This is a genomic window from Enterobacter wuhouensis, assembly GCF_035835995.1.
Classification (GTDB): Bacteria; Pseudomonadota; Gammaproteobacteria; order Enterobacterales; family Enterobacteriaceae; genus Enterobacter; species Enterobacter wuhouensis.
Window position 1 is genome coordinate 4299440 of sequence record NZ_CP142124.1, and the last position, 19633, is coordinate 4319072.

At 56.0% G+C, this 19633-nt stretch carries 16 protein-coding genes; 8 read left to right on the forward strand and 8 right to left on the reverse strand.

What is annotated here, in order from left to right; all coding sequences use genetic code 11:
* The first annotated feature begins 177 nt into the window (after window positions 1-177).
* Together aaeR and VPX56_RS20485 are read left to right on the forward strand one after the other, a co-directional pair.
* Window positions 178-1104, forward strand: a complete 927-nt coding sequence (aaeR, locus tag VPX56_RS20480; RefSeq protein ID WP_131635267.1) for an HTH-type transcriptional activator AaeR — start codon at window positions 178-180, stop codon at window positions 1102-1104.
* 218 nt (window positions 1105-1322) lie between these two features.
* A complete protein-coding gene (locus VPX56_RS20485) occupies window positions 1323-1937 on the forward strand; it encodes a YagU family protein (RefSeq protein WP_131635266.1) in 615 nt (204 codons plus the stop codon).
* 49 nt (window positions 1938-1986) lie between these two features.
* On the opposite strand, the gene tldD is transcribed toward VPX56_RS20485, so the two are convergent.
* The 8 genes from tldD to csrD form a co-directional block, all read right to left on the reverse strand.
* Window positions 1987-3432, reverse strand: coding sequence for a metalloprotease TldD (tldD, locus tag VPX56_RS20490; RefSeq protein WP_263610393.1), 1446 nt, complete (start codon window positions 3430-3432; stop codon window positions 1987-1989).
* Window positions 3433-3516: 84 nt separating this feature from the next.
* The gene (gene yhdP / locus VPX56_RS20495) at window positions 3517-7317 is read right to left on the reverse strand and encodes an AsmA2 domain-containing protein YhdP (RefSeq protein ID WP_326468632.1); all 3801 of its coding nucleotides are present in this window, start codon (window positions 7315-7317) and stop codon (window positions 3517-3519) included.
* Between the two features lie 42 nt (window positions 7318-7359).
* Complete coding sequence (gene rng / locus VPX56_RS20500) at window positions 7360-8829, reverse strand: ribonuclease G (protein WP_131635263.1); 1470 nt, start codon at window positions 8827-8829, stop codon at window positions 7360-7362.
* The gene (locus VPX56_RS20505) at window positions 8819-9412 is read right to left on the reverse strand and encodes a Maf family protein (RefSeq protein WP_326468634.1); all 594 of its coding nucleotides are present in this window, start codon (window positions 9410-9412) and stop codon (window positions 8819-8821) included. Before VPX56_RS20505 ends, rng begins: the two co-directional genes overlap by 11 nt.
* Before the next feature lie 9 nt (window positions 9413-9421).
* A complete protein-coding gene (mreD, locus tag VPX56_RS20510) occupies window positions 9422-9910 on the reverse strand; it encodes a rod shape-determining protein MreD (protein ID WP_131635261.1) in 489 nt (162 codons plus the stop codon).
* On the reverse strand, window positions 9910-10914 hold the full coding sequence (mreC, locus tag VPX56_RS20515) for a rod shape-determining protein MreC (RefSeq protein ID WP_131635260.1): 1005 nt from the start codon (window positions 10912-10914) through the stop codon (window positions 9910-9912). The genes mreD and mreC overlap by 1 nt, the downstream gene beginning before the upstream one ends.
* A gap of 62 nt (window positions 10915-10976) precedes the next feature.
* The gene (gene mreB / locus VPX56_RS20520; protein WP_000913396.1) at window positions 10977-12020 is read right to left on the reverse strand and encodes a rod shape-determining protein MreB; all 1044 of its coding nucleotides are present in this window, start codon (window positions 12018-12020) and stop codon (window positions 10977-10979) included.
* A gap of 280 nt (window positions 12021-12300) precedes the next feature.
* The gene (gene csrD, locus VPX56_RS20525; protein WP_263610391.1) at window positions 12301-14241 is read right to left on the reverse strand and encodes an RNase E specificity factor CsrD; all 1941 of its coding nucleotides are present in this window, start codon (window positions 14239-14241) and stop codon (window positions 12301-12303) included.
* 179 nt (window positions 14242-14420) lie between these two features.
* On the opposite strand from csrD, the gene acuI reads away from it, so the two are divergent.
* The 6 genes from acuI to accC all read left to right on the forward strand — a co-directional run bounded on the left by acuI (window position 14421) and on the right by accC (window position 19610).
* Window positions 14421-15395 (forward strand): acrylyl-CoA reductase (NADPH), encoded by a 975-nt coding sequence (gene acuI / locus VPX56_RS20530; protein ID WP_326468638.1) that lies wholly within the window; start codon window positions 14421-14423, stop codon window positions 15393-15395.
* Between the two features lie 77 nt (window positions 15396-15472).
* Window positions 15473-16474: a protein-methionine-sulfoxide reductase catalytic subunit MsrP gene (gene msrP / locus VPX56_RS20535; protein ID WP_326468640.1), complete on the forward strand. Its 1002-nt coding sequence runs from the start codon at window positions 15473-15475 to the stop codon at window positions 16472-16474.
* A complete protein-coding gene (gene msrQ, locus VPX56_RS20540) occupies window positions 16475-17074 on the forward strand; it encodes a protein-methionine-sulfoxide reductase heme-binding subunit MsrQ (protein WP_263610388.1) in 600 nt (199 codons plus the stop codon).
* Between the two features lie 234 nt (window positions 17075-17308).
* Complete coding sequence (gene aroQ / locus VPX56_RS20545; protein WP_131635255.1) at window positions 17309-17761, forward strand: type II 3-dehydroquinate dehydratase; 453 nt, start codon at window positions 17309-17311, stop codon at window positions 17759-17761.
* A 21-nt stretch (window positions 17762-17782) separates the two neighbouring features.
* On the forward strand, window positions 17783-18250 hold the full coding sequence (gene accB, locus VPX56_RS20550) for an acetyl-CoA carboxylase biotin carboxyl carrier protein (protein WP_131635254.1): 468 nt from the start codon (window positions 17783-17785) through the stop codon (window positions 18248-18250).
* Between the two features lie 10 nt (window positions 18251-18260).
* Window positions 18261-19610, forward strand: coding sequence for an acetyl-CoA carboxylase biotin carboxylase subunit (accC, locus tag VPX56_RS20555; RefSeq protein ID WP_010436177.1), 1350 nt, complete (start codon window positions 18261-18263; stop codon window positions 19608-19610).
* The last annotated feature ends 23 nt before the right edge of the window (window positions 19611-19633 follow it).

The window sequence follows — 19633 nt, forward strand, 5'->3', positions numbered from 1 at the left end:
TGACCTTGATTAGAGAGAGTGCAGGCTACAGAATTTTTAAGCACGCGCCGCCGCAGGAGAGCAAGAAATGCCGGGCGAGAGTGGCGCAGCCGTTATGTAATTAATAATATATTAACGTAACTGTTATGCTGTTATCTATAATATGTGATCTAAATCACTTTTAAGCCAGAGTTAACAATGGAACGTTTAAAGCGCATGTCCGTTTTCGCCAAAGTGGTTGAACTCGGCTCATTTACCGCCGCCGCTCGCCAGCTCCAGATGAGCGTTTCTTCCATCAGCCAGACCGTCTCGAAGCTGGAAGATGAGCTACAGGTGAAGTTGCTCAACCGCAGTACCCGCAGCATAGGCCTCACGGAGGCGGGTAAAATTTACTATCAGGGCTGTCGGCGAATGCTGCTTGAAGTGCAGGACGTTCACGAACAGCTCTACGCCTTTAACAACACCCCCATCGGCACGCTGCGAATCGGGTGTTCTTCAACTATGGCACAAAATGTTCTCGCTGCCATGACGGCGGATATGCTGAAAGAGTATCCGGGGTTAACGGTGAATCTGGTGACGGGTATCCCGGCTCCGGACCTGATTGCCGACGGGCTGGACGTGGTGATCCGCGTCGGCGCGTTGCAGGATTCCAGCCTGTTCTCGCGTAGGCTGGGCAGTATGCCGATGGTGGTCTGCGCCTCCAAAAGCTACCTCGCGCAGTATGGCATCCCTGAGAAACCCGCCGATCTCAGTAATCACTCCTGGCTGGAGTACAGCGTGCGTCCGGATAATGAGTTTGAACTGATCGCTCCGGAAGGGCTTTCCACCAAACTGCTGCCGGTAGGCAGGTTTGTGACAAACGATCCCATGACCATCTCCCGCTGGCTGGTTGCCGGCGCCGGGATCGCCTACGTGCCGTTAATGTGGGTGATCAACGAAATCAACAGCGGCGAGCTGGAGATCCTGTTCCCGCGCTACCAGTCCGATCCGCGCCCGGTTTACGCCCTGTATACCGAAAAGGACAAACTGCCGCTTAAGGTGCAGGTCTGTATTAACTATCTGACCGAGTATTTCGTAGACGTCGCAGAGCTATTTCAGGGGATGCGAGGTCGACGAAAAGAATAATAAGATTGTCCCGGGAATAATATTTGGCATGAATATTTCCGGGCACAGCTTCCTTAAATTAAGTATTTAAACCGGCTGACTATCAACAATAGCGAATTGACACCGTTATCATCCGCCATTTACCGTATAAGCAGCCTGATATTCAGGCTGTTATTTTATTATTACCAACATGAAAAATAAAATGTATTTAGCAGGATGACGTTAAACAAGGAAAAGAAATGAATCTATTTGAACAAACACCGCGTTCGCGCAGACGCTACGGTCTCGCTGCATTCATTGGGTTGATCGCAGGGGTTGTCTCCGCCTTTGTCAAATGGGGAGCCGAAGTGCCGCTGCCTCCACGTAGCCCGACGGATTTATTCACCGCCGCGTGTGGGCCGGAACAATTATTGAGAGCGGCAGGCCAGATCGATTGCTCACGCAACTTCCTTAATCCTCCCTATATATTTCTGCGCGACTGGCTGGGCATTGCCGATCCTAATGCCGCCGTTTATACATTCGCCGGGCATATATTTAACAGCGTCGGCGTGACGCATATTATTTTCTCTATCGTCTTTGCCGTAGGGTATTGCGTTGTCGCTGAAGTCTTCCCGAAAATTAAACTGTGGCAGGGCTTGCTGGCCGGTGCATTAGCTCAGCTCTTTGTCCATATGATCTCCTTCCCGCTCATGGGGCTGACGCCGCCGCTCTTTGAGCTGCCGTGGTATGAGCACGTTTCAGAGATCGTAGGGCATCTGATCTGGTTCTGGTCGATCGAAATTATTCGTCGTGATTTACGCAATCGCATTACCCACGAGCCGGACCCTGAAATTCCGCTGGGCAATTTACGCTAAAAAAAATGGCGCTACCCGAGAGTAGCGCCATTCTTCATGCTTTTTCAGATCAGGCGGTACCGCCGACCGTCAGGTTATCCACTTTCAGCGTAGGCTGGCCCACGCCAACCGGCAGGCTCTGCCCCTCTTTACCGCAGACGCCCACGCCGTTATCCAGCTTCAGATCGTTACCGACCATTGAGATCTGCTGCATAGCCTCAATACCGGAGCCAATCAGCGTCGCGCCTTTCACCGCTTTGGTGACTTTGCCTTTCTCGATCAGATAGGCTTCTGAGGTTGAGAACACAAACTTGCCGGAGGTGATATCAACCTGACCGCCGCCAAAGTTTGGCGCGAAGATACCGTAGTCAACGGATTCGATAATCTCCTGCGGCGTGGACTGGCCCGGCAGCATATAGGTATTGGTCATGCGCGGCATCGGCAGGTGCGCGTAAGATTCACGGCGACCGTTGCCCGTTGGCGCAACGCCCATCAGGCGCGCATTGAGTTTGTCCTGCATGTAGCCTTTCAGCACGCCGTTTTCGATCAGCACGTTGTACTGGCCTGGCGTACCTTCGTCATCGATAGAAATCGAGCCGCGACGATCCAGCATGGTGCCATCGTCCACGACGGTGCAAAGCTCAGAAGAGACGAGCTGCCCCATCTGACCGCTGAACACGGAGGTCCCGCGACGGTTAAAGTCCCCTTCCAGACCGTGACCGACCGCTTCGTGCAGCAGCACGCCCGGCCAGCCCGCGCCCAGAACGACCGGGAATGAACCCGCCGGCGCCGCGACAGCATGAAGATTTACCAGCGCCATGCGCACGGCTTCTTTTGCCCATGCGTCAGCGCGTGCTTCGCCGTCAACATCGCCCAGGAACCAATCATAGCCAAAACGACCGCCGCCGCCGCTTGAGCCGCGCTCGCGTTTGCCGTCGTCATCGACCTGCACGCTGATAGACAAACGCACCAGCGGGCGCACGTCGGCGGCCAGCGTCCCGTCGGTCGCCGCAACCAGAATCAGCTCATACACGCCGCTCAGGCTGGCAGACACTTCCTGCACCCGTTTATCCGCCGCGCGCGCCACTTTATCCACGCGACGCAGGATGTCCAGCTTCTCTTCGCGGCTCATGCTCTGCAGCGGATCGATGCTGGTATAGAGTGCAGAATGCTGCACTTCGCCCAAGGTTTTCACGCGGCCATCGCCCGCGTCACGCACGATGGTACGCGCGGCCTGCGCGCTCTGCTCCAGCGCGGCAAGGCTAATTTGGTCAGCATAGGCAAAACCGGTTTTCTCGCCGCTGATGGCGCGCACGCCAACGCCCTGATCGATGTTATAAGAGCCATCTTTGATGATGCTGTCTTCTAAAACCCAGGATTCGTGATAGCTCGACTGGAAATAGAGATCGCCGTAGTCGAGACGGCGTTCGGTCAATTGACCAAGAATGGAGAACAGGTCCTGATGGCTCAGGCCGTTCGCTGCGAGCAAATGTTCACTTACCAGGTTCAGACTCATCGTATTGCTACTCGTTCGTTGCCGCCCGTGGCGGTATAAAAATCGTATTTATTGAGAGTGAGGCAATTACCTGCCCACGTCAAATCATTGCTGTGCATCTTTGCGCGGCTGGCGCAGCACTTCATTAATCTGCGGTTTATCGATCGGCCCGGTAATCCGGTAGCGAAGGATTGAGACTTTACTCCAGAGCGGCCCCAGCACTTTACTGGCGGCAAACACGGCCGCACCGACGATCGGGTTCACCACAAAGGCTGCCGCAACGCCTACGCTGGCGGAAATTTCCGGAGCCACCACCGCTTCCATATCCAGCTCGCGGCGCACCAGATCCACCGAACCTTTCATCGCGATATCCGCTTCCAGGCCATCGACCAGCGTGTTGTCAGTATGCAGCACGCCGTCCTTGATCCACGCCGTACTGCGGATGGAATCGTAGTAAAAACCTTCGCTGAAGGTATCGCTGAAGTCGAAGCGCAGCTTGCGTAGCAGCGCATCAAAGCTCAGCAGGCGCAGGATCTGTCCGGCGCGCCCCGTACTCACGTCGGCAATTTCACCCTTACCAAAGTTGGTTTTCAGTATGCCGTTGAGCGACGCTTCATCTGGCTTCCACGGCGCCGCGCGCCAGTGAAGATCGTAATTCACGTCGAATGACGAGCCGCGAAGCGGTGTGCTGATGCCAAAGAAGTTAGCCGCTGCGTCCAGCCTGTTGCCCTTAATGTCGCCCTTCAGCGAGGTGCGCTGCTCGCCTGGGTTATTGACCCACTCGCCCGCAGCCGTCAGGCGCCCAAAACCGGTATCGACCAGCCCGCCGGTCAGGCTCAGCGTATTGCCTTTGATGGCAAGATCCCCGTCAATACGGCCGTATTTTTGCCCCCACAGCCAGCATTCGGCGCAGCGCAACTGCAGATCGGGCCAGCCGCTGAAATCCACGCGGGAAGCGTTGCTGAACGGCGACGAGCCAGCCGCCGGGTCTTTACCGCTCGCGGCTGTCGGGTTGTAGTAGAGATAGCGGATCGCGGCCAGCCACGGGGCGTTATCGCGCATATTTAACGTGGCGTTGATTTCCCGGCCCTGCGCCTCAACCTTCGAGCCGTTGCTCGTAGGCTGAGAGACAATGCTGAGATTGTTCCACTGCTGTCCGCCCAGGGTCAGCGCAGGCGTGCGAAGGGTGATGGTCTGCGGGAACTGGGCGGCTTGATCGACGTTTTGCCCCACGCCCTTCTGGAACAGCGCCAGCCATTCAGCACCGTCCATCGCCGGAAGGTTAAGTTCAATGCCTGCCTGCTCAGGCAGCGGCGGCGTGGTGCGACTGTCGCTCGTCCAGATGGCTCTGTCGAGAGTCAGCTTGCGGTTAAGCAGCCAGTGGCTGTTGAAATGGTTCATTCCACCTGCGCTGCCGGTCAGTTCGAAGCTATTGAGGTTGCCGTCAACGTTGAGCTTCACCGGCAGCGGCTGTCCGGCCTTTTTGTCCAGCGGCGCGGGGAGCTGGCTGCTGAGGTTTTTCAGGTCGCCAGTAATATCGACTTTATAGCGTGCTCCGGCGTGATAAGGCAGATCGATAGCCACCTTGCCGTTCCAGGAAACGGCACCGTCGACCGATTGCGCGATTGGCTTCGGCAAAACGTCCATTCTGGCAGGCTGCCAGCTGGCGTCCAGGTTGACCGCCACCTGATAGGCCTTTTCCCCTTCGGTGGTGGAGAAGTCAATATTGACGGGCTGATTGAACCAGCTGGCCTTGAGCGGCTCGCTCTTCAGGTTGCCGTTCACGAAGCTGAACTGTCCGGTGAGGTTTTTCAGCGTGCTGTCGAGCGGTTTGATGTACAGGCTATTGTTGTTGAGACGAACATCGCCTTTCGCGGTGGTCATCTCGCCGTCCAGCGGAATATCCAGATGTAAGCGAGCATTCACATCGCCATCTAGCTGCAGCTGCTGGAGGGTCGCTCCCAGCGAATCATCGAGCGGCGTATCCTCAAAGTACGGCCCAACCGCCTTGCCCGGGCCGTTGATATCCGCATCGATAAGCAGCTTCTCTTTGGAGTAGTCCGGGATGTTTGCCGTCAGATTGCTGGCCGTCACGCCGCCCAGCGCAACGCTGTCGGCCTTCATCCACAGTCCGTCATTGATAAAGTTGAGTTCGATATCGAGATTTTTCAGCGCGGGCCAGTCCGGCTGGAAGGCAAAGGTGGCGTTGTGCAGCGGCACCAGCACCTGGAACTGACCTTCGTTATGCTTGTACGGGAAAAGATGCGGGTTACCGCCGTAGACCAGCGTGGCGTTATCCGCCTGACCGCCCTGAATTGCGCCGCTCAGGTAGTCCACCAGCGCTTTCCCCATCAGGTTTTCCGGGAAGTAGCGCCACGCCTGTGAACCGTCGCTGGTGCTGATCCCCGCCAGAATCCCCAGCCACGGCTCTTCACCTTCAGGCTGCAGATAGCGGAAATCCCCACGCGCGTGTACCGCTTTGGCTTTCACATCAAGATGGCGGCCGTCCAGCTGAAAACCTTTATCATTTTTCAGCCAGTTAAGCGTTGCGTTCCCCTGTTCAATTTCCAGCGGCGCGCGGAACACGGTCTCATAAGGCATTTTGGCGTTATGCATATCGACCGTAAGCCTGCCGTTTTCAACGCTGCCCTCCAGCTTGCCGCTGAAGTTCTCTGCACCCGGCAGAAGCTTCCACTGATTCCAGGCGAGGCTTTTCCACGCGGCCTGGAAACGCGTTTTTTCCGTCGCCTGCAGCGGAATATCCAGCGCCAGGGTATCGATCTGCCCTTTCGGCTTCGTTGCCAGCCAGATCTCACCCAGATCGGGAGAAATCTTTGCCGCCATCGAGCGCAGCCCCTCTATCGCGGTCAGATCCAAATTGCTGGCGCGAATGCGTAGCTCATCGCTACGTTTGCTGCCCACGCCACCCACGTCCTGCTCCGGCATCCACGCCAGGGTCAGCGCACCGCGTGGCCAGGGCTTACTGTCCATCGTGATGCGCGTATCCGGAATGGCAAACTGCCAGCCTTCTTTCACCTGGGTCACATGCGCAGTGAGATTATCCACGGAAAGCTGATGCTGCTGATTTTCACCTTTCCAGCTCGCGCCCCCCTGCTTTAGCCAGACATCGCCGCTGGAAAATTCCCCATCGGTCAGGGTCATCCAGCCTTCCAGGCTAAATCGGGCGGTTTCCAGCTGCATGTTTTGCTGGATCCAGTCGCCGAGCCAGGGTTTGACATCCACATCGTCGGCCTGCAGCCAGACCTTGCCGTTGTTAAGCAGGCCATTATCGTCCCGCAGATCCATCCGCACCTGCATTACGCCGTGCTGCCCGTTCAGGCTGGAGAGGTTCACCTGCCCTTCGGCGCGGTGGCGGTCTTTGCCGTTAAGCCATGTCAGCTGGGGGATGGCCAGCTCGGCGCGCTGGCCTGAAAGGGTAATGAAGCTCACTTCGCTGTCGCGCAGATCGAAATGATCGAACTGGCGTAGGAAGAGATCGCTGATGCGGTTGGTCTCCAGCCCCTGATTGCTGTCACCGCCGCGCAGCGGCGTATTGGTCAGAAACTGAAGCTGATAGAAAGTCAGGTCGCGAAACTGCCAGCGCATATGCAGCAGACTTTGCCAGACGTCCAGCGCCAGCGTCACGCGCTTAATTTTCACAAAGCCGCCGTCTTTCAGGCTGGCATTGATATCCCGGACGTCAAGCGTCGGGCCGAAGTTCTGCCAGTTCGCGCTTAACTGGCTGACGTCCACCGGCACGCCGGTAGCAGATTCGATTTTTGCGAGGATCTGCGGACGCCAGCTGTCCAGATGTGGGAGAACGAGGCGCAGCCCGCTCACGAGCAACGCGACAATCACGACCAGCGTTGCCCCTGTAAGCAGTAAAATCCCCGGCAATCGCCTCACGCATCTCTCCTTGTCAGCCTTGGTCTTGCAGCGAACTGCGTCTTACATCATCACGACGTCAAACTGCTCCTGGTTATAGAGCGGCTCGATTTGCACTTTTACCTGTTTGCCGACAAAAATTTCCACTTCCGCCAGCGCGTGCGACTCTTCACCTTTCAGCGCCTCAGCCACCGCAGGGGAAGCATAGACCAGAAAACGGTCTGAGTCGTAGGCGTGATGGACGCGCACGATTTCACGCATGATTTCGTAGCAGACCGTCTCTACCGACTTTACCGTGCCACGACCGTGGCAGGTTGGGCATTCGTTACACAGCACGTGCTCCACGCTTTCGCGGGTGCGCTTGCGGGTCATCTCCACCAGACCCAGCTGTGAAAAGCCGTTGATGCTGGTTTTTACGCGATCTTTACTCAGCGCCTGCTCCAGGGAGTGCAGCACACGACGGCGGTGATCTTCATTATTCATATCGATAAAGTCGATGATGATAATGCCGCCCAGATTGCGCAGACGAAGCTGGCGCGCGATGGCCTGCGTCGCTTCAATGTTGGTGTTGAAAATGGTGTCATCCAGATTGCGATGGCCGACAAACGCGCCGGTGTTGATATCGACGGTGGTCATCGCTTCGGTCTGATCGATAATCAGATAGCCGCCGGACTTCAGCTCAACCTTGCGCTCCAGCGCACGCTGGATTTCGTTTTCGACATCAAAAAGGTCGAAGATCGGCTGACGGCCAGAGTAGTGTTCAAGCAGCCCGGGCATTTCCGGGATGTACTCGGCGGTAAACTCCAGCAGCGCTTCATACGTCAGGCGGGAGTCCACGCGAATGCGATCGAGCTGCGCGTCGGCAAAATCGCGCAGGACGCGCTGCGCGAGCGCCAGCTCGCCGTACAGCTGGTAGCGGGTCTGGTTGCGTTTTTTACGCTCCATCACCTTGGTCCAGACGCGCTTGAGATAGGCGGCGTCGGACGCCAGATCGTCTTCACTGATCCCTTCCGCCGCGGTGCGGATGATGAAACCACCCTGTTCATCGCAGTAGGCGCTAACCACTTTTTTCAGGCGCTCGCGCTCGGTTTCGCTCTCAATACGCTGGGAGACGCCAACGTGCGATGCGCCAGGCATAAAGACCAGATAGCGGGAAGGTAACGTGATGTCGGTGGTCAGGCGGGCGCCTTTAGTGCCGAGGGGGTCTTTCACCACCTGCACCATCAGATCCTGGCCCTGACGCACCAGCTCGGAAATGTCGCGCACGGCAAACTGCTTTTGCTCTTCGCCTGCGACGCACTCGGTGTGCGGCATGATGTCGGAGGCGTGTAAAAAGGCCGCCTTATCGAGCCCAATATCTACAAAAGCCGCCTGCATACCCGGCAGGACACGACTGACACGACCTTTGTAGATATTGCCTACGATTCCGCGCCGCGCTTCACGCTCAATGTGAATTTCCTGAAGGATGCCACCATCAATATAGGCCACACGGGTTTCCGAGGGCGTTACGTTTACCAACAATTCAGCCGTCATTATTATCCCTTCCCTCACGCAGTGAGTTAAAATTGCTCAGCAACTCATACGTTTCCACCAGCGGTAAGCCGACTACGGCGTGATAGCTGCCATTTATCTTCCTGACAAAACAGCCACCCAACCCTTGAATACCGTATGCACCTGCTTTATCCATCGGTTCACCGCTGGCAATGTAAGCGGCAATCTCGTCGTCGGTAAGCACTCTGAACGTCACGTCCGTTACCACCAGGCAATCCAGCACGTTTTGGCTGTCCGCCAGCGCGACGGCGGTCATTACCTGATGCGTTTGTCCGGACATTTTGCGCAACATTCGCGCCGCATGGTCTGCATCACGCGGTTTCTCAAGCACCTCACCGTTAAGGATAACGATGGTATCTGCCCCCAGCACCGGAAGGTCACGCGGCGTTTGCGCCACGCCGGCCTGCGCTTTCTCACGCGCCAGGCGGGAAACATACTGCTGAGCGCTTTCGCCCTCAGCACGTTTTTCTTCAATGCCGGTAACGATGCGTTCAAAAGATACGCCCAGCAGGGTCAGGAGTTCCTGACGGCGCGGAGAGCCGGAAGCAAGATACAAAGACGTCATAGAAACCTTTTATTGCACAGCAAACTGCTGGCGAATTTTACGCATCAGCAGGAACAGCCATGGCCAGAGCACACCGTTCACTACACTACTCCAGAACACTTCCGGTCGGAAAGAGACGTTGATCACTAAAAACTCTGCCCAGAAAACAACGATATCCGCAGCGAGCGACAACAACATCACCACCAGCGCCTGTTGCCAGAGCGCAAGGTTACGAAAGAGCTGGAATTTGAGTGCGACGAGATACGCAATAATGCTCATGGATAACGCGCGTACGCCAAGCGTAGAGCCGCTAATGAGATCCAGTATGGCACCCATCACAAAACCTGTGCCGACATTTACGCGGTGCGGCAGGGCAAGGATCCAGTAGAGCAAAATGAGTAACACCCAGTTTGGCCGGAAAACGAGGATGTCGTCCGGCCAGGGCATAACCTGCAAGAGCAGGGCAACGAGAAACGAGAGCCAGATAACCCAGCGCCCCTGGCTACGATAGCTTGCCACTACTGCCCTCCAGTCGAGACTTTAGGCGGTGGCGGCGCATCCGTTATGCCCGTAGCGGGCGCCGGCACGGGCGCAGGCGGCCCCATGGAGTCCGGCGCGGGCAGAACCTGCGGCATCATCTGCATCAGGCGTTCGTTTGCCACGCGATGAACCTCTTCCGGCGTCATCGGGTTGGAACCGTTACGATCGGCCCCCCACAGCAGCAGTAAATAGCGCAGACGCTGTAAACCCGCCGTTGGGCGTGCCTGAATCACCGTGTACGCGCGCTGAGTATCGAGCTTCACGGAGGAGACAACCGCTACCGGGTAGCCTTCGGGGAAGCGTCCGCCCAGGCCGGACGTGACCAGCACGTCGCCCACGCGAATGTCCGTATTGGCCGGCAGATGCTCAAGCTGCAGATCGTCCGTACAGCCGTTACCGGCCGCAATCACCCGGATGTCGTTGCGCAGGACCTGGATCGGCAGCGCATGCGTGGCATCGCAAATCAGCAGCACGCGGCTGGTCAGTTTGGCCACGGCAACAACCTGGCCCACGACGCCTTTATCACTGATAACAGGCTGACCTTCATACACCCCGTTCACGCTCCCTTTGTCGATCACAACCTGATCGCTGTAGGGGTCGTTCACGGTGGAGATCACCTGCGTGACCATTTTCTGCTCATCCTGACGCAGCGGCGAGCCGAGCAGTTCACGCAGACGCGCGTTTTCCTGCTTGTATTGCCCCAGCATCAGCAGCTCGCTGTTTTTGAGCAGCAGTTCCTGACGTAATGCCCGGTTTTCGAGTTCGAGTTGGTCGCGCGAAGACAGCGTTTGAGAAACGGAGTCGAGCAGTTCACGGGGACCATTTGAAACAAAGTAGAAAGGACTGACGGCGGTATCCATGTACGTTCTGATCTGGCTGAACGTACCGAGGCGGCTATCGGCAATAATGACCCCAAGCGCAACCAGAACCGCCAGAATGAGGCGAAACTGTAGCGATGGGCCACGGCTAAAAATTGGCTTCATAGGCTATGCGTATTCTCGCGTCAGAGAGAAAGGGTAGCAAATTGCTACCCTCTCAAACTCGACTACTCTTCGCTGAACAAATCGCCGCCGTGCATGTCGATCATTTCCAGCGCCTTGCCACCACCACGGGCGACGCAAGTCAGTGGATCTTCTGCAACTACGACAGGAATACCTGTCTCTTCCATTAACAGGCGGTCGAGGTTACGCAGCAGCGCACCACCACCGGTCAGAACCATACCGCGCTCGGAGATATCGGACGCCAGCTCTGGTGGACACTGTTCCAGCGCAACCATTACCGCGCTCACGATGCCCGTCAGTGGCTCCTGCAGTGCTTCCAGAATTTCGTTGGAGTTCAGGGTAAAGCCACGTGGAACGCCTTCCGCCAGGTTACGGCCGCGAACTTCGATCTCGCGAACTTCATCACCCGGATAGGCAGAACCGATTTCGTGCTTGATACGCTCTGCGGTGGCTTCACCGATCAGAGAGCCGTAGTTACGGCGCACATAATTAATGATGGCTTCGTCAAAGCGGTCGCCGCCGATACGCACGGAAGAGGAGTACACCACGCCGTTCAGGGAGATGACGGCCACTTCAGTGGTACCGCCACCGATGTCCACAACCATCGAACCGGTTGCTTCGGAGACTGGCAGACCCGCACCGATAGCCGCAGCCATTGGTTCTTCAATCAGGAACACTTCACGGGCGCCTGCGCCCTGAGCAGATTCGCGAATGGCGCGACGTTCTACCTGCGTTGCTCCCACCGGCACACACACCAGAACGCGCGGGCTTGGGCGCATGAAGCTGTTGCTGTGAACCTGCTTGATGAAGTGCTGAAGCATTTTTTCAGTCACGAAGAAGTCAGCGATAACGCCGTCTTTCATTGGGCGGATTGCGGCGATGTTGCCAGGGGTACGACCCAGCATCTGCTTCGCGTCATGACCCACCGCGGCTACGCTTTTCGGCGAGCCGGCACGATCCTGACGAATGGCCACAACGGAAGGCTCATTCAATACGATGCCTTGTCCTTTTACATAGATAAGGGTATTCGCGGTACCCAGGTCAATGGACAGGTCATTGGAAAACATGCCACGAAATTTTTTCAACATACTAAGGGATAATCCTGAAAGCTGGGGCGGAAAACAAAATCCGCTTACTTTACCAACCACACGCAGCAGCGACAAGGCGCAAAAATCATCTGCTACGGTGAAAATTAGTGCAGTACGTTTCCTTTGTTACAAATTAATCCCCTGATTCCCTCAGGGCTGAGTAAACAGTGCGTCCCTCACTTTCATTTGTAACCCGTTAAAGGTCGTTCACTGGCTTTTTGCTCGTCATACTCAAAGCTACAGGCGCGATATTCTACGTGAAAACAAAGTAAACGGCAGGTCAAACAGAGTATCTTTGCAAATATTTTTTCACATTGGTGTCAAGCGGCTGAGAGGAGGCAAAAAAATCCCCCTGACCACCCGTAACACCGCGCTCTGTCAACATCTGCCATTCGCCTCGGGCGCGCACGCCGGTGGCAAATACTTGTGTTTGCGTTCCCTTGCACGCTTCCACCAAACTCTGCACCAGCAGCTGGTTTTCCGTACGCTTTTCGATATTCCTTACCAGCCCTGGGTGAAGCTTTAATAGCTCCACGTCCAGCTCCTTGATCCAGCTGGTGCTGACAAGGGTTAAACCGGCCTGCGTCACGGCTACGCGTGCGCCGAGCGCATTGATCAGACGAACCACCGGACGTAACCGACTGATGTGTTGACCTACATCTGCCTCGGCAAGTTCAAAAATAATGTGTTTACGTTGCGATTTTTCGCATTGCATTAACGTATCGCGCAGCCAGCGCTGAAAACGCGGGCGAATTAACGACTCGACGGTCACCTGTAATGCCAGGGTTTCGTCAGGCCAAAACGATAAAAACGGTATCAGGCGCGTAATTTGCTGACGGTCATACTCTTCGGAAAGACCAAATTGCATCACCATCGGCAGATATTCCGCAGAAATAACCTCTTCGTTACCGTCGAAAATACGGCACATCAACTCGCGGTGATGCACATTGCCATTTTTCATGACGGCCGGTTTTTGATAGATGCGCGGCCCGCCGCGACTCAGCATTTGCTCAATCAAGGTACGCCAGCGCACGTTCCCGCGCCCTTTTTCCGGCAGGGAATCGTCATATACCGCCCAGCCGTTCGCGCCCTGCAACACGGCGTTGCGGGTGGCCGCTTCGGCATGTTCCATCACCTGTTCTGTCGATTGGCCGCCGCGCCAGGCGCAGATGCCAATATGCACCATATCATCACGGTCGAGCATTTTGCTCTGCGGGAGCGCATCTACGGCCTTGAGAAGTTGGCTGGCAATGCTTTCCGACTCCTTCAGGGTGCGATGAGGGAGCAGCACGGTAAAATCGCTGCGGTGATAGCGTGCCAGCAGCGCCCCCGGATAGCGCATAATAAAGGTGGAGATCAGGTTTATGAGGGTAAAGAGGTTCTCTTCCGCCACGCGCCGGCCCCAGGTGTCGCGCAGCAGATCGAAATCAGGCAGGCGGAGCATCATCACGACGCCGTGCGTGCCCACCTTTTCAGGATCTTCCAGCAGCGTGGCCAGCTGATTATCAAAGAAGAGACGGTTATTAAGGCCGGTTTTATTATCCTGCGCGGCGTAAGAGCGGATTAGCGTGTCCATGCGGCTACGCTGGTCGCTGGCAAACTGGATTTCGGAGAGCAGTACATCCAGGGCGCTGCTGGTGCGCGAAGGCCATTCATAAACCGAGCCGCGCACCTGCGGGCCGCGCTCGCCGTTGAGGATCCGCACGGAGCGGGTCTCCAGCAGCTCCTGGCCGGAAAGCTGCCGACGCAGCCAGCGAACCGCCAGAAAAATCAGCACAATAATGAATGCAACGGCAAGGGTAAGAGGCGCGGTGGTCAGCATCGAATGGAAGTAGCTCGCCATAGGGTCCAGGTAGACCATATGTATCGCAAGCCCAGGATTTTTAAGCGAATGAACCGTCACGTCCCGGTACTGATTCACCGCCCCTGCGGGCCGATAGCTGCTCTGGCGTACATGGCTGAAGACCTTGTGCTTTCCCTGCGTAATGTCTATTTGCACAATATCAACGGGCACCATCAGCTCATCCAGCTCGCGGGAGAGTTCCGGGAACGAGGTGGTAATCAGACGCGTATCAATCACCGACGCAACGGATTGTACCCGGTTGACCAGTTTGTCCTGGATGGCGTTGTAAAAGCTCAGGGAGCAGCCAATCAGCGTGACGAAAATCGTCAGTCCCGTCAGCAGGGTAATGAACGCTGAGAATTTCGTCGTTAATCGCATCCTTGAGATTACTCCGTGGGTTGATGGGGTAGCGAGTAAGCGCTAACTTGCATTTAAGATGCGACATACTACCAAAGCTGGTGTATCTGGCAATTTATTGCGTTAAATCGGCATAACGTTTCATTCTGCGAGTATAGTCTTCAGAAATTATTTTCCAATCAGAGTAATGAGGATCCCGTATGCAGGCTTTGATCTTAGAACAGCAGGACGGTAAAACCCTTGCCTCGGTGCAAGCCGTTGAAGAGAGCCGTCTGCCCGAAGGCGACGTGACCGTCGATATCGACTGGTCAAGTCTGAACTATAAGGATGCGCTGGCCATTACGGGCAAAGGTAAAATCATCCGAAATTTCCCAATGATTCCAGGGATCGATTTTGCTGGCCACGTGCATAGCAGTGAAGATCCTCGTTTCCATGTCGGACAGCAGGTGTTGCTCACCGGCTGGGGTGTAGGCGAAAACCACTGGGGCGGACTGGCAACGCAGGCCCGCGTTAAGGGCGACTGGCTGGTACCGATGCCAAAAGGTATGGATGGCCGCAAAGCGATGATCGTCGGTACGGCGGGCTTTACCGCCATGCTGTGCGTAATGGCGCTGGAAGATGCCGGCATCCGTCCTGAATCAGGCGAGATCGTAGTTACCGGTGCCAGCGGTGGCGTGGGCAGCACCGCGGTAACGCTGCTGCATAAGCTGGGGTATCAGGTCGTCGCCGTCTCTGGCCGCGAAAGCACCCATGACTATCTGCGCCAGCTGGGCGCAAACCGGATTCTGGGGCGCGAAGAGTTTGCCGAAACCCGTCCACTGGAAAAACAGCTCTGGGCCGGCGCGGTCGATACCGTTGGCGACAAAGTGCTGGCGAAAGTGCTGGCGCAGATGAACTACGGCGGCTGTGTGGCGGCATGCGGTCTGGCAGGCGGATTTGCCCTGCCGACTACCGTGATGCCTTTTATCCTGCGCAACGTCCGCCTGCAGGGTGTCGATTCCGTGATGACCCCGGCAGCGCGCCGCACGATGGCCTGGGAACGTCTGGTGCGCGATCTGCCGGAATCGTTTTACGCGCAGAGCGCAACCGAAATCACGCTTAGCCAGGCCCCTGAATATGCCAGCAAGATCATGGACAACCAGTTCCACGGCCGTGCGCTGGTGAAAGTGGCGTAATCTTCAAATTTTCGTGACATATTCGCGCTAACCCCTCTCCTCCGTCATGCTTAGAAAAACGCCTGACGGAGGATGCCATGAAAACCCCAAAACTGACGGAAGCCGACGTAACGTCCGAATCTGTCTTTATGCTACAGCGCCGCCAGATCCTGAAGATGCTTGGCATCAGCGCCACGGCCCTGACGCTTACCCCTGCGGCTCACGCCGACCTGCTCGACTGGTTTAAGGGCAACGACCGTCCGAAAGCGCCTTCGGGCGCGCCGCTCACCTTTACGAAACCGGCTCAATGGCAAAACACGCTGGCGCTGACGCCGGAAGATAAAGTGACCGGCTACAACAACTTCTACGAATTTGGCCTTGATAAAGCCGATCCTGCCGCCAACGCCGGCAGTATGAAAACCGATCCCTGGACGCTGAATATTGACGGTGAAGTCGCGAAGCCGCTGACGCTGGATCATCACGATCTCACCACGCGCTTCCCGCTCGAAGAGCGCATCTACCGCATGCGCTGCGTTGAGGCCTGGTCGATGGTGGTCCCCTGGGTGGGCTTCCCGCTCCATAAGCTGCTGGCAATGGTTGAACCCACCAGCAATGCAAAATATGTCTCCTTCCAGACGCGTTACGCCCCGGACGAAATGCCGGGCCAGAAGGACAGGTTTATCGGCGGCGGGCTTGAGTATCCTTATGTCGAAGGTTTACGCCTGGACGAGGCAATGCATCCCCTCACCCTGCTGACCGTTGGCGTATACGGTAAAGCGCTCCCGCCGCAGAACGGCGCGCCTGTCCGCCTGACCGTGCCGTGGAAATATGGCTTTAAAGGGATCAAATCCATCGTCAGCATCAAGCTCACCCGCGAGCGCCCGCCAACCACCTGGAACCTGGCGGCGCCGGGCGAATACGGCTTTTTTGCCAACGTGAACCCGCACGTGGACCATCCGCGCTGGTCGCAGGCCACGGAGCGCTTTATTGGCTCCGGCGGCGCGCTGGACGTGAAGCGTCAGCCGACGCTGCTGTTTAACGGCTATGCGGATGAAGTGGCCTCGCTCTACCGAGGGCTGAATTTACGGGAGAATTTCTAAGTGCGCTTAACCGCAAAGCAGATAACCTGGCTGAAGGTGTTGCTGCATCTGGCCGGGTTGCTTCCTTTTATCTGGCTCTTCTGGGCCGTCAGCCACGGTGCGTTTAGCGCAGATCCGGCGAAGGATATCCAGCATTTTACGGGTAGGATGGCTCTGAAATTTTTACTGGCAACCTTGCTGGTTTCACCGCTGGCGCGTTACGCTAAGCAGCCATTATTGATACGCACCCGCCGCCTGTTAGGGCTATGGTGCTTTGCGTGGGCAACGATACACTTAACCAGCTACGCGCTGCTGGAGTTGGGTATTAACAATCTGGCACTGCTGGGTCGCGAACTGGTGACTCGCCCTTATCTGACGCTGGGTATCGTGAGCTGGGTGATTTTACTGGCGCTTGCGCTAACATCCACGCAGTATGCACAGCGAAAAATGGGCAGACGCTGGCAGCTTTTGCACAACGTCGTCTATCTTGTCGCGATCCTCGCTCCCATTCATTACCTGTGGTCAGTGAAGATCTTATCCCCGCAGCCAATCCTTTACGCGCTGCTGGCCGTGGCGCTTTTAGCGTGGCGTTACAAGAAGTTCCGCCAGTGGTTCCGATAGTACGCGAAACTGTGCGTTTTCCCGCAGATTACTTATCAACCGCGAATCTTTTGCGGAATGCGGTTGATAATCTTCCCTGATAAGACCAGTATTTAGCTGCTAAATGCTACGAAATCGTTATAATGTGCGACTTTGGTTTTCCTGACAGGGGTTTTTAGCCTCTGAAAAGGTGACAATCGCGCTTCTAAGGTATATTTTGTTTTTTACCGGAGAATCGCAGGAGATAGCGGCACAATGGCTGATAAATTCCAGATCTTAGTTTTGAACGGACCGAACCTGAACATGCTCGGAACCCGTGAGCCAGAGAAGTACGGCACGCTGACATTGAGCGAAATTGTTAACCGTCTGGGTACGGAAGCAGCCTCGCTGGATGTGGATTTGGATCATTTTCAGTCTAACGCGGAGTACGCAATCATCGACCGTATTCATCAGGCTAAAGACAATGTGGACTATATCCTGATCAATCCGGCCGCGTTTACGCACACCAGTGTTGCTATACGCGACGCACTGCTTGCGGTGAATATCCCGTTTATCGAGATCCACCTGAGCAACGTGCACGCCCGTGAGCCGTTCCGCCACCACTCCTATCTGTCAGACATCGCTGCTGGCGTAATCTGTGGACTGGGTGCGGACGGTTATTCATACGCTTTACAGACAGCGGTAAAACGCCTGTCACAATCACACTAAACAAGAGTACGGAACCCACTCATGGATATTCGTAAGATTAAAAAACTGATCGAGCTGGTTGAAGAATCAGGCATCTCCGAACTGGAAATTTCTGAAGGCGAAGAGTCTGTACGCATCAGCCGTGCAGCCCCAGCCGCTAGCTTCCCGGTAATGCAGCAAGCTTACGCTGCGCCGATGATGCAACAACAGCCTGCGCTCGCCGCAGCCGTTGCACCAGCAGCAGAAGCCGCACCTGCAGCAGCTGCAGAAATCAGTGGTCACATCGTACGTTCCCCAATGGTTGGTACTTTCTACCGCACCCCGAGCCCGGACGCGAAAGCGTTCATCGAAGTGGGTCAGAAAGTCAATGTAGGCGATACCCTGTGCATCGTTGAAGCCATGAAAATGATGAACCAGATCGAAGCTGACAAGTCAGGTACCGTGAAAGCGATTCTGGTCGAAAGTGGTCAGCCGGTAGAATTTGACGAGCCGCTGGTCGTCATCGAGTAACGAGGCGCACATGCTGGATAAAATTGTTATCGCCAACCGCGGCGAGATTGCACTGCGTATTCTTCGTGCCTGTAAAGAGCTGGGCATCAAGACCGTGGCCGTGCACTCAAGCGCGGATCGTGATTTAAAACACGTATTGCTGGCGGATGAGACGGTCTGTATTGGCCCGGCTCCGTCCGTAAAAAGCTATCTGAATATCCCGGCTATCATCAGTGCCGCTGAAATCACCGGCGCGGTGGCTATTCACCCGGGTTACGGCTTCCTCTCTGAGAACGCCAACTTTGCCGAGCAGGTCGAACGCTCTGGCTTTATCTTTATCGGCCCGAAAGCCGACACCATCCGCCTGATGGGCGACAAAGTGTCTGCAATCACCGCGATGAAGAAAGCCGGTGTTCCAACCGTTCCTGGTTCTGACGGCCCGCTGACCGACGACATGGATGCTAACCGTGCTCACGCTAAACGCATTGGCTACCCGGTTATCATCAAGGCGTCCGGCGGCGGCGGCGGTCGCGGTATGCGCGTTGTGCGCAGCGATGCTGAACTGGCGCAGTCCATCTCCATGACCAAAGCTGAAGCGAAAGCGGCTTTCAGCAATGACATGGTGTACATGGAAAAATACCTGGAAAACCCACGCCACATCGAAATTCAGGTGCTGGCTGACGGTCAGGGTAACGCGATCTATCTGGCAGAACGTGACTGCTCCATGCAGCGTCGTCACCAGAAAGTGGTCGAAGAAGCGCCAGCACCGGGCATTACCCCGGAACTGCGTCGCTACATCGGCGAGCGTTGCTCCAAAGCGTGTGTCGACATCGGCTATCGCGGTGCAGGTACCTTTGAGTTCCTGTTCGAAAACGGCGAGTTCTACTTCATTGAGATGAACACCCGTATTCAGGTTGAACACCCGGTTACCGAAATGATCACCGGCGTTGACCTGATCAAAGAACAGCTGCGTATTGCAGCCGGCCAGCCTCTGTCCATCAAACAGGAAGAAGTTGTGGTGAAAGGCCATGCGGTAGAATGCCGTATTAACGCCGAAGACCCGAATACCTTCCTGCCTAGCCCGGGTAAAATCACGCGTTTCCACGCGCCGGGTGGCTTTGGTGTGCGCTGGGAGTCCCATATTTACGCCGGTTACACCGTACCGCCGTACTATGACTCAATGATCGGTAAGCTTATCTGCTACGGCGAGAACCGTGACGTGGCGATTGCCCGCATGAAGAACGCCCTGCAGGAGCTGATCATCGACGGTATCAAAACCAACGTCGATCTGCAGATGCGCATCATGAGCGACGAGCACTTCCAGAATGGTGGCACCAACATCCACTATCTTGAGAAGAAACTCGGTCTGCACGAGAAGTAAGACTGCATTGACGCTAAAAGGCC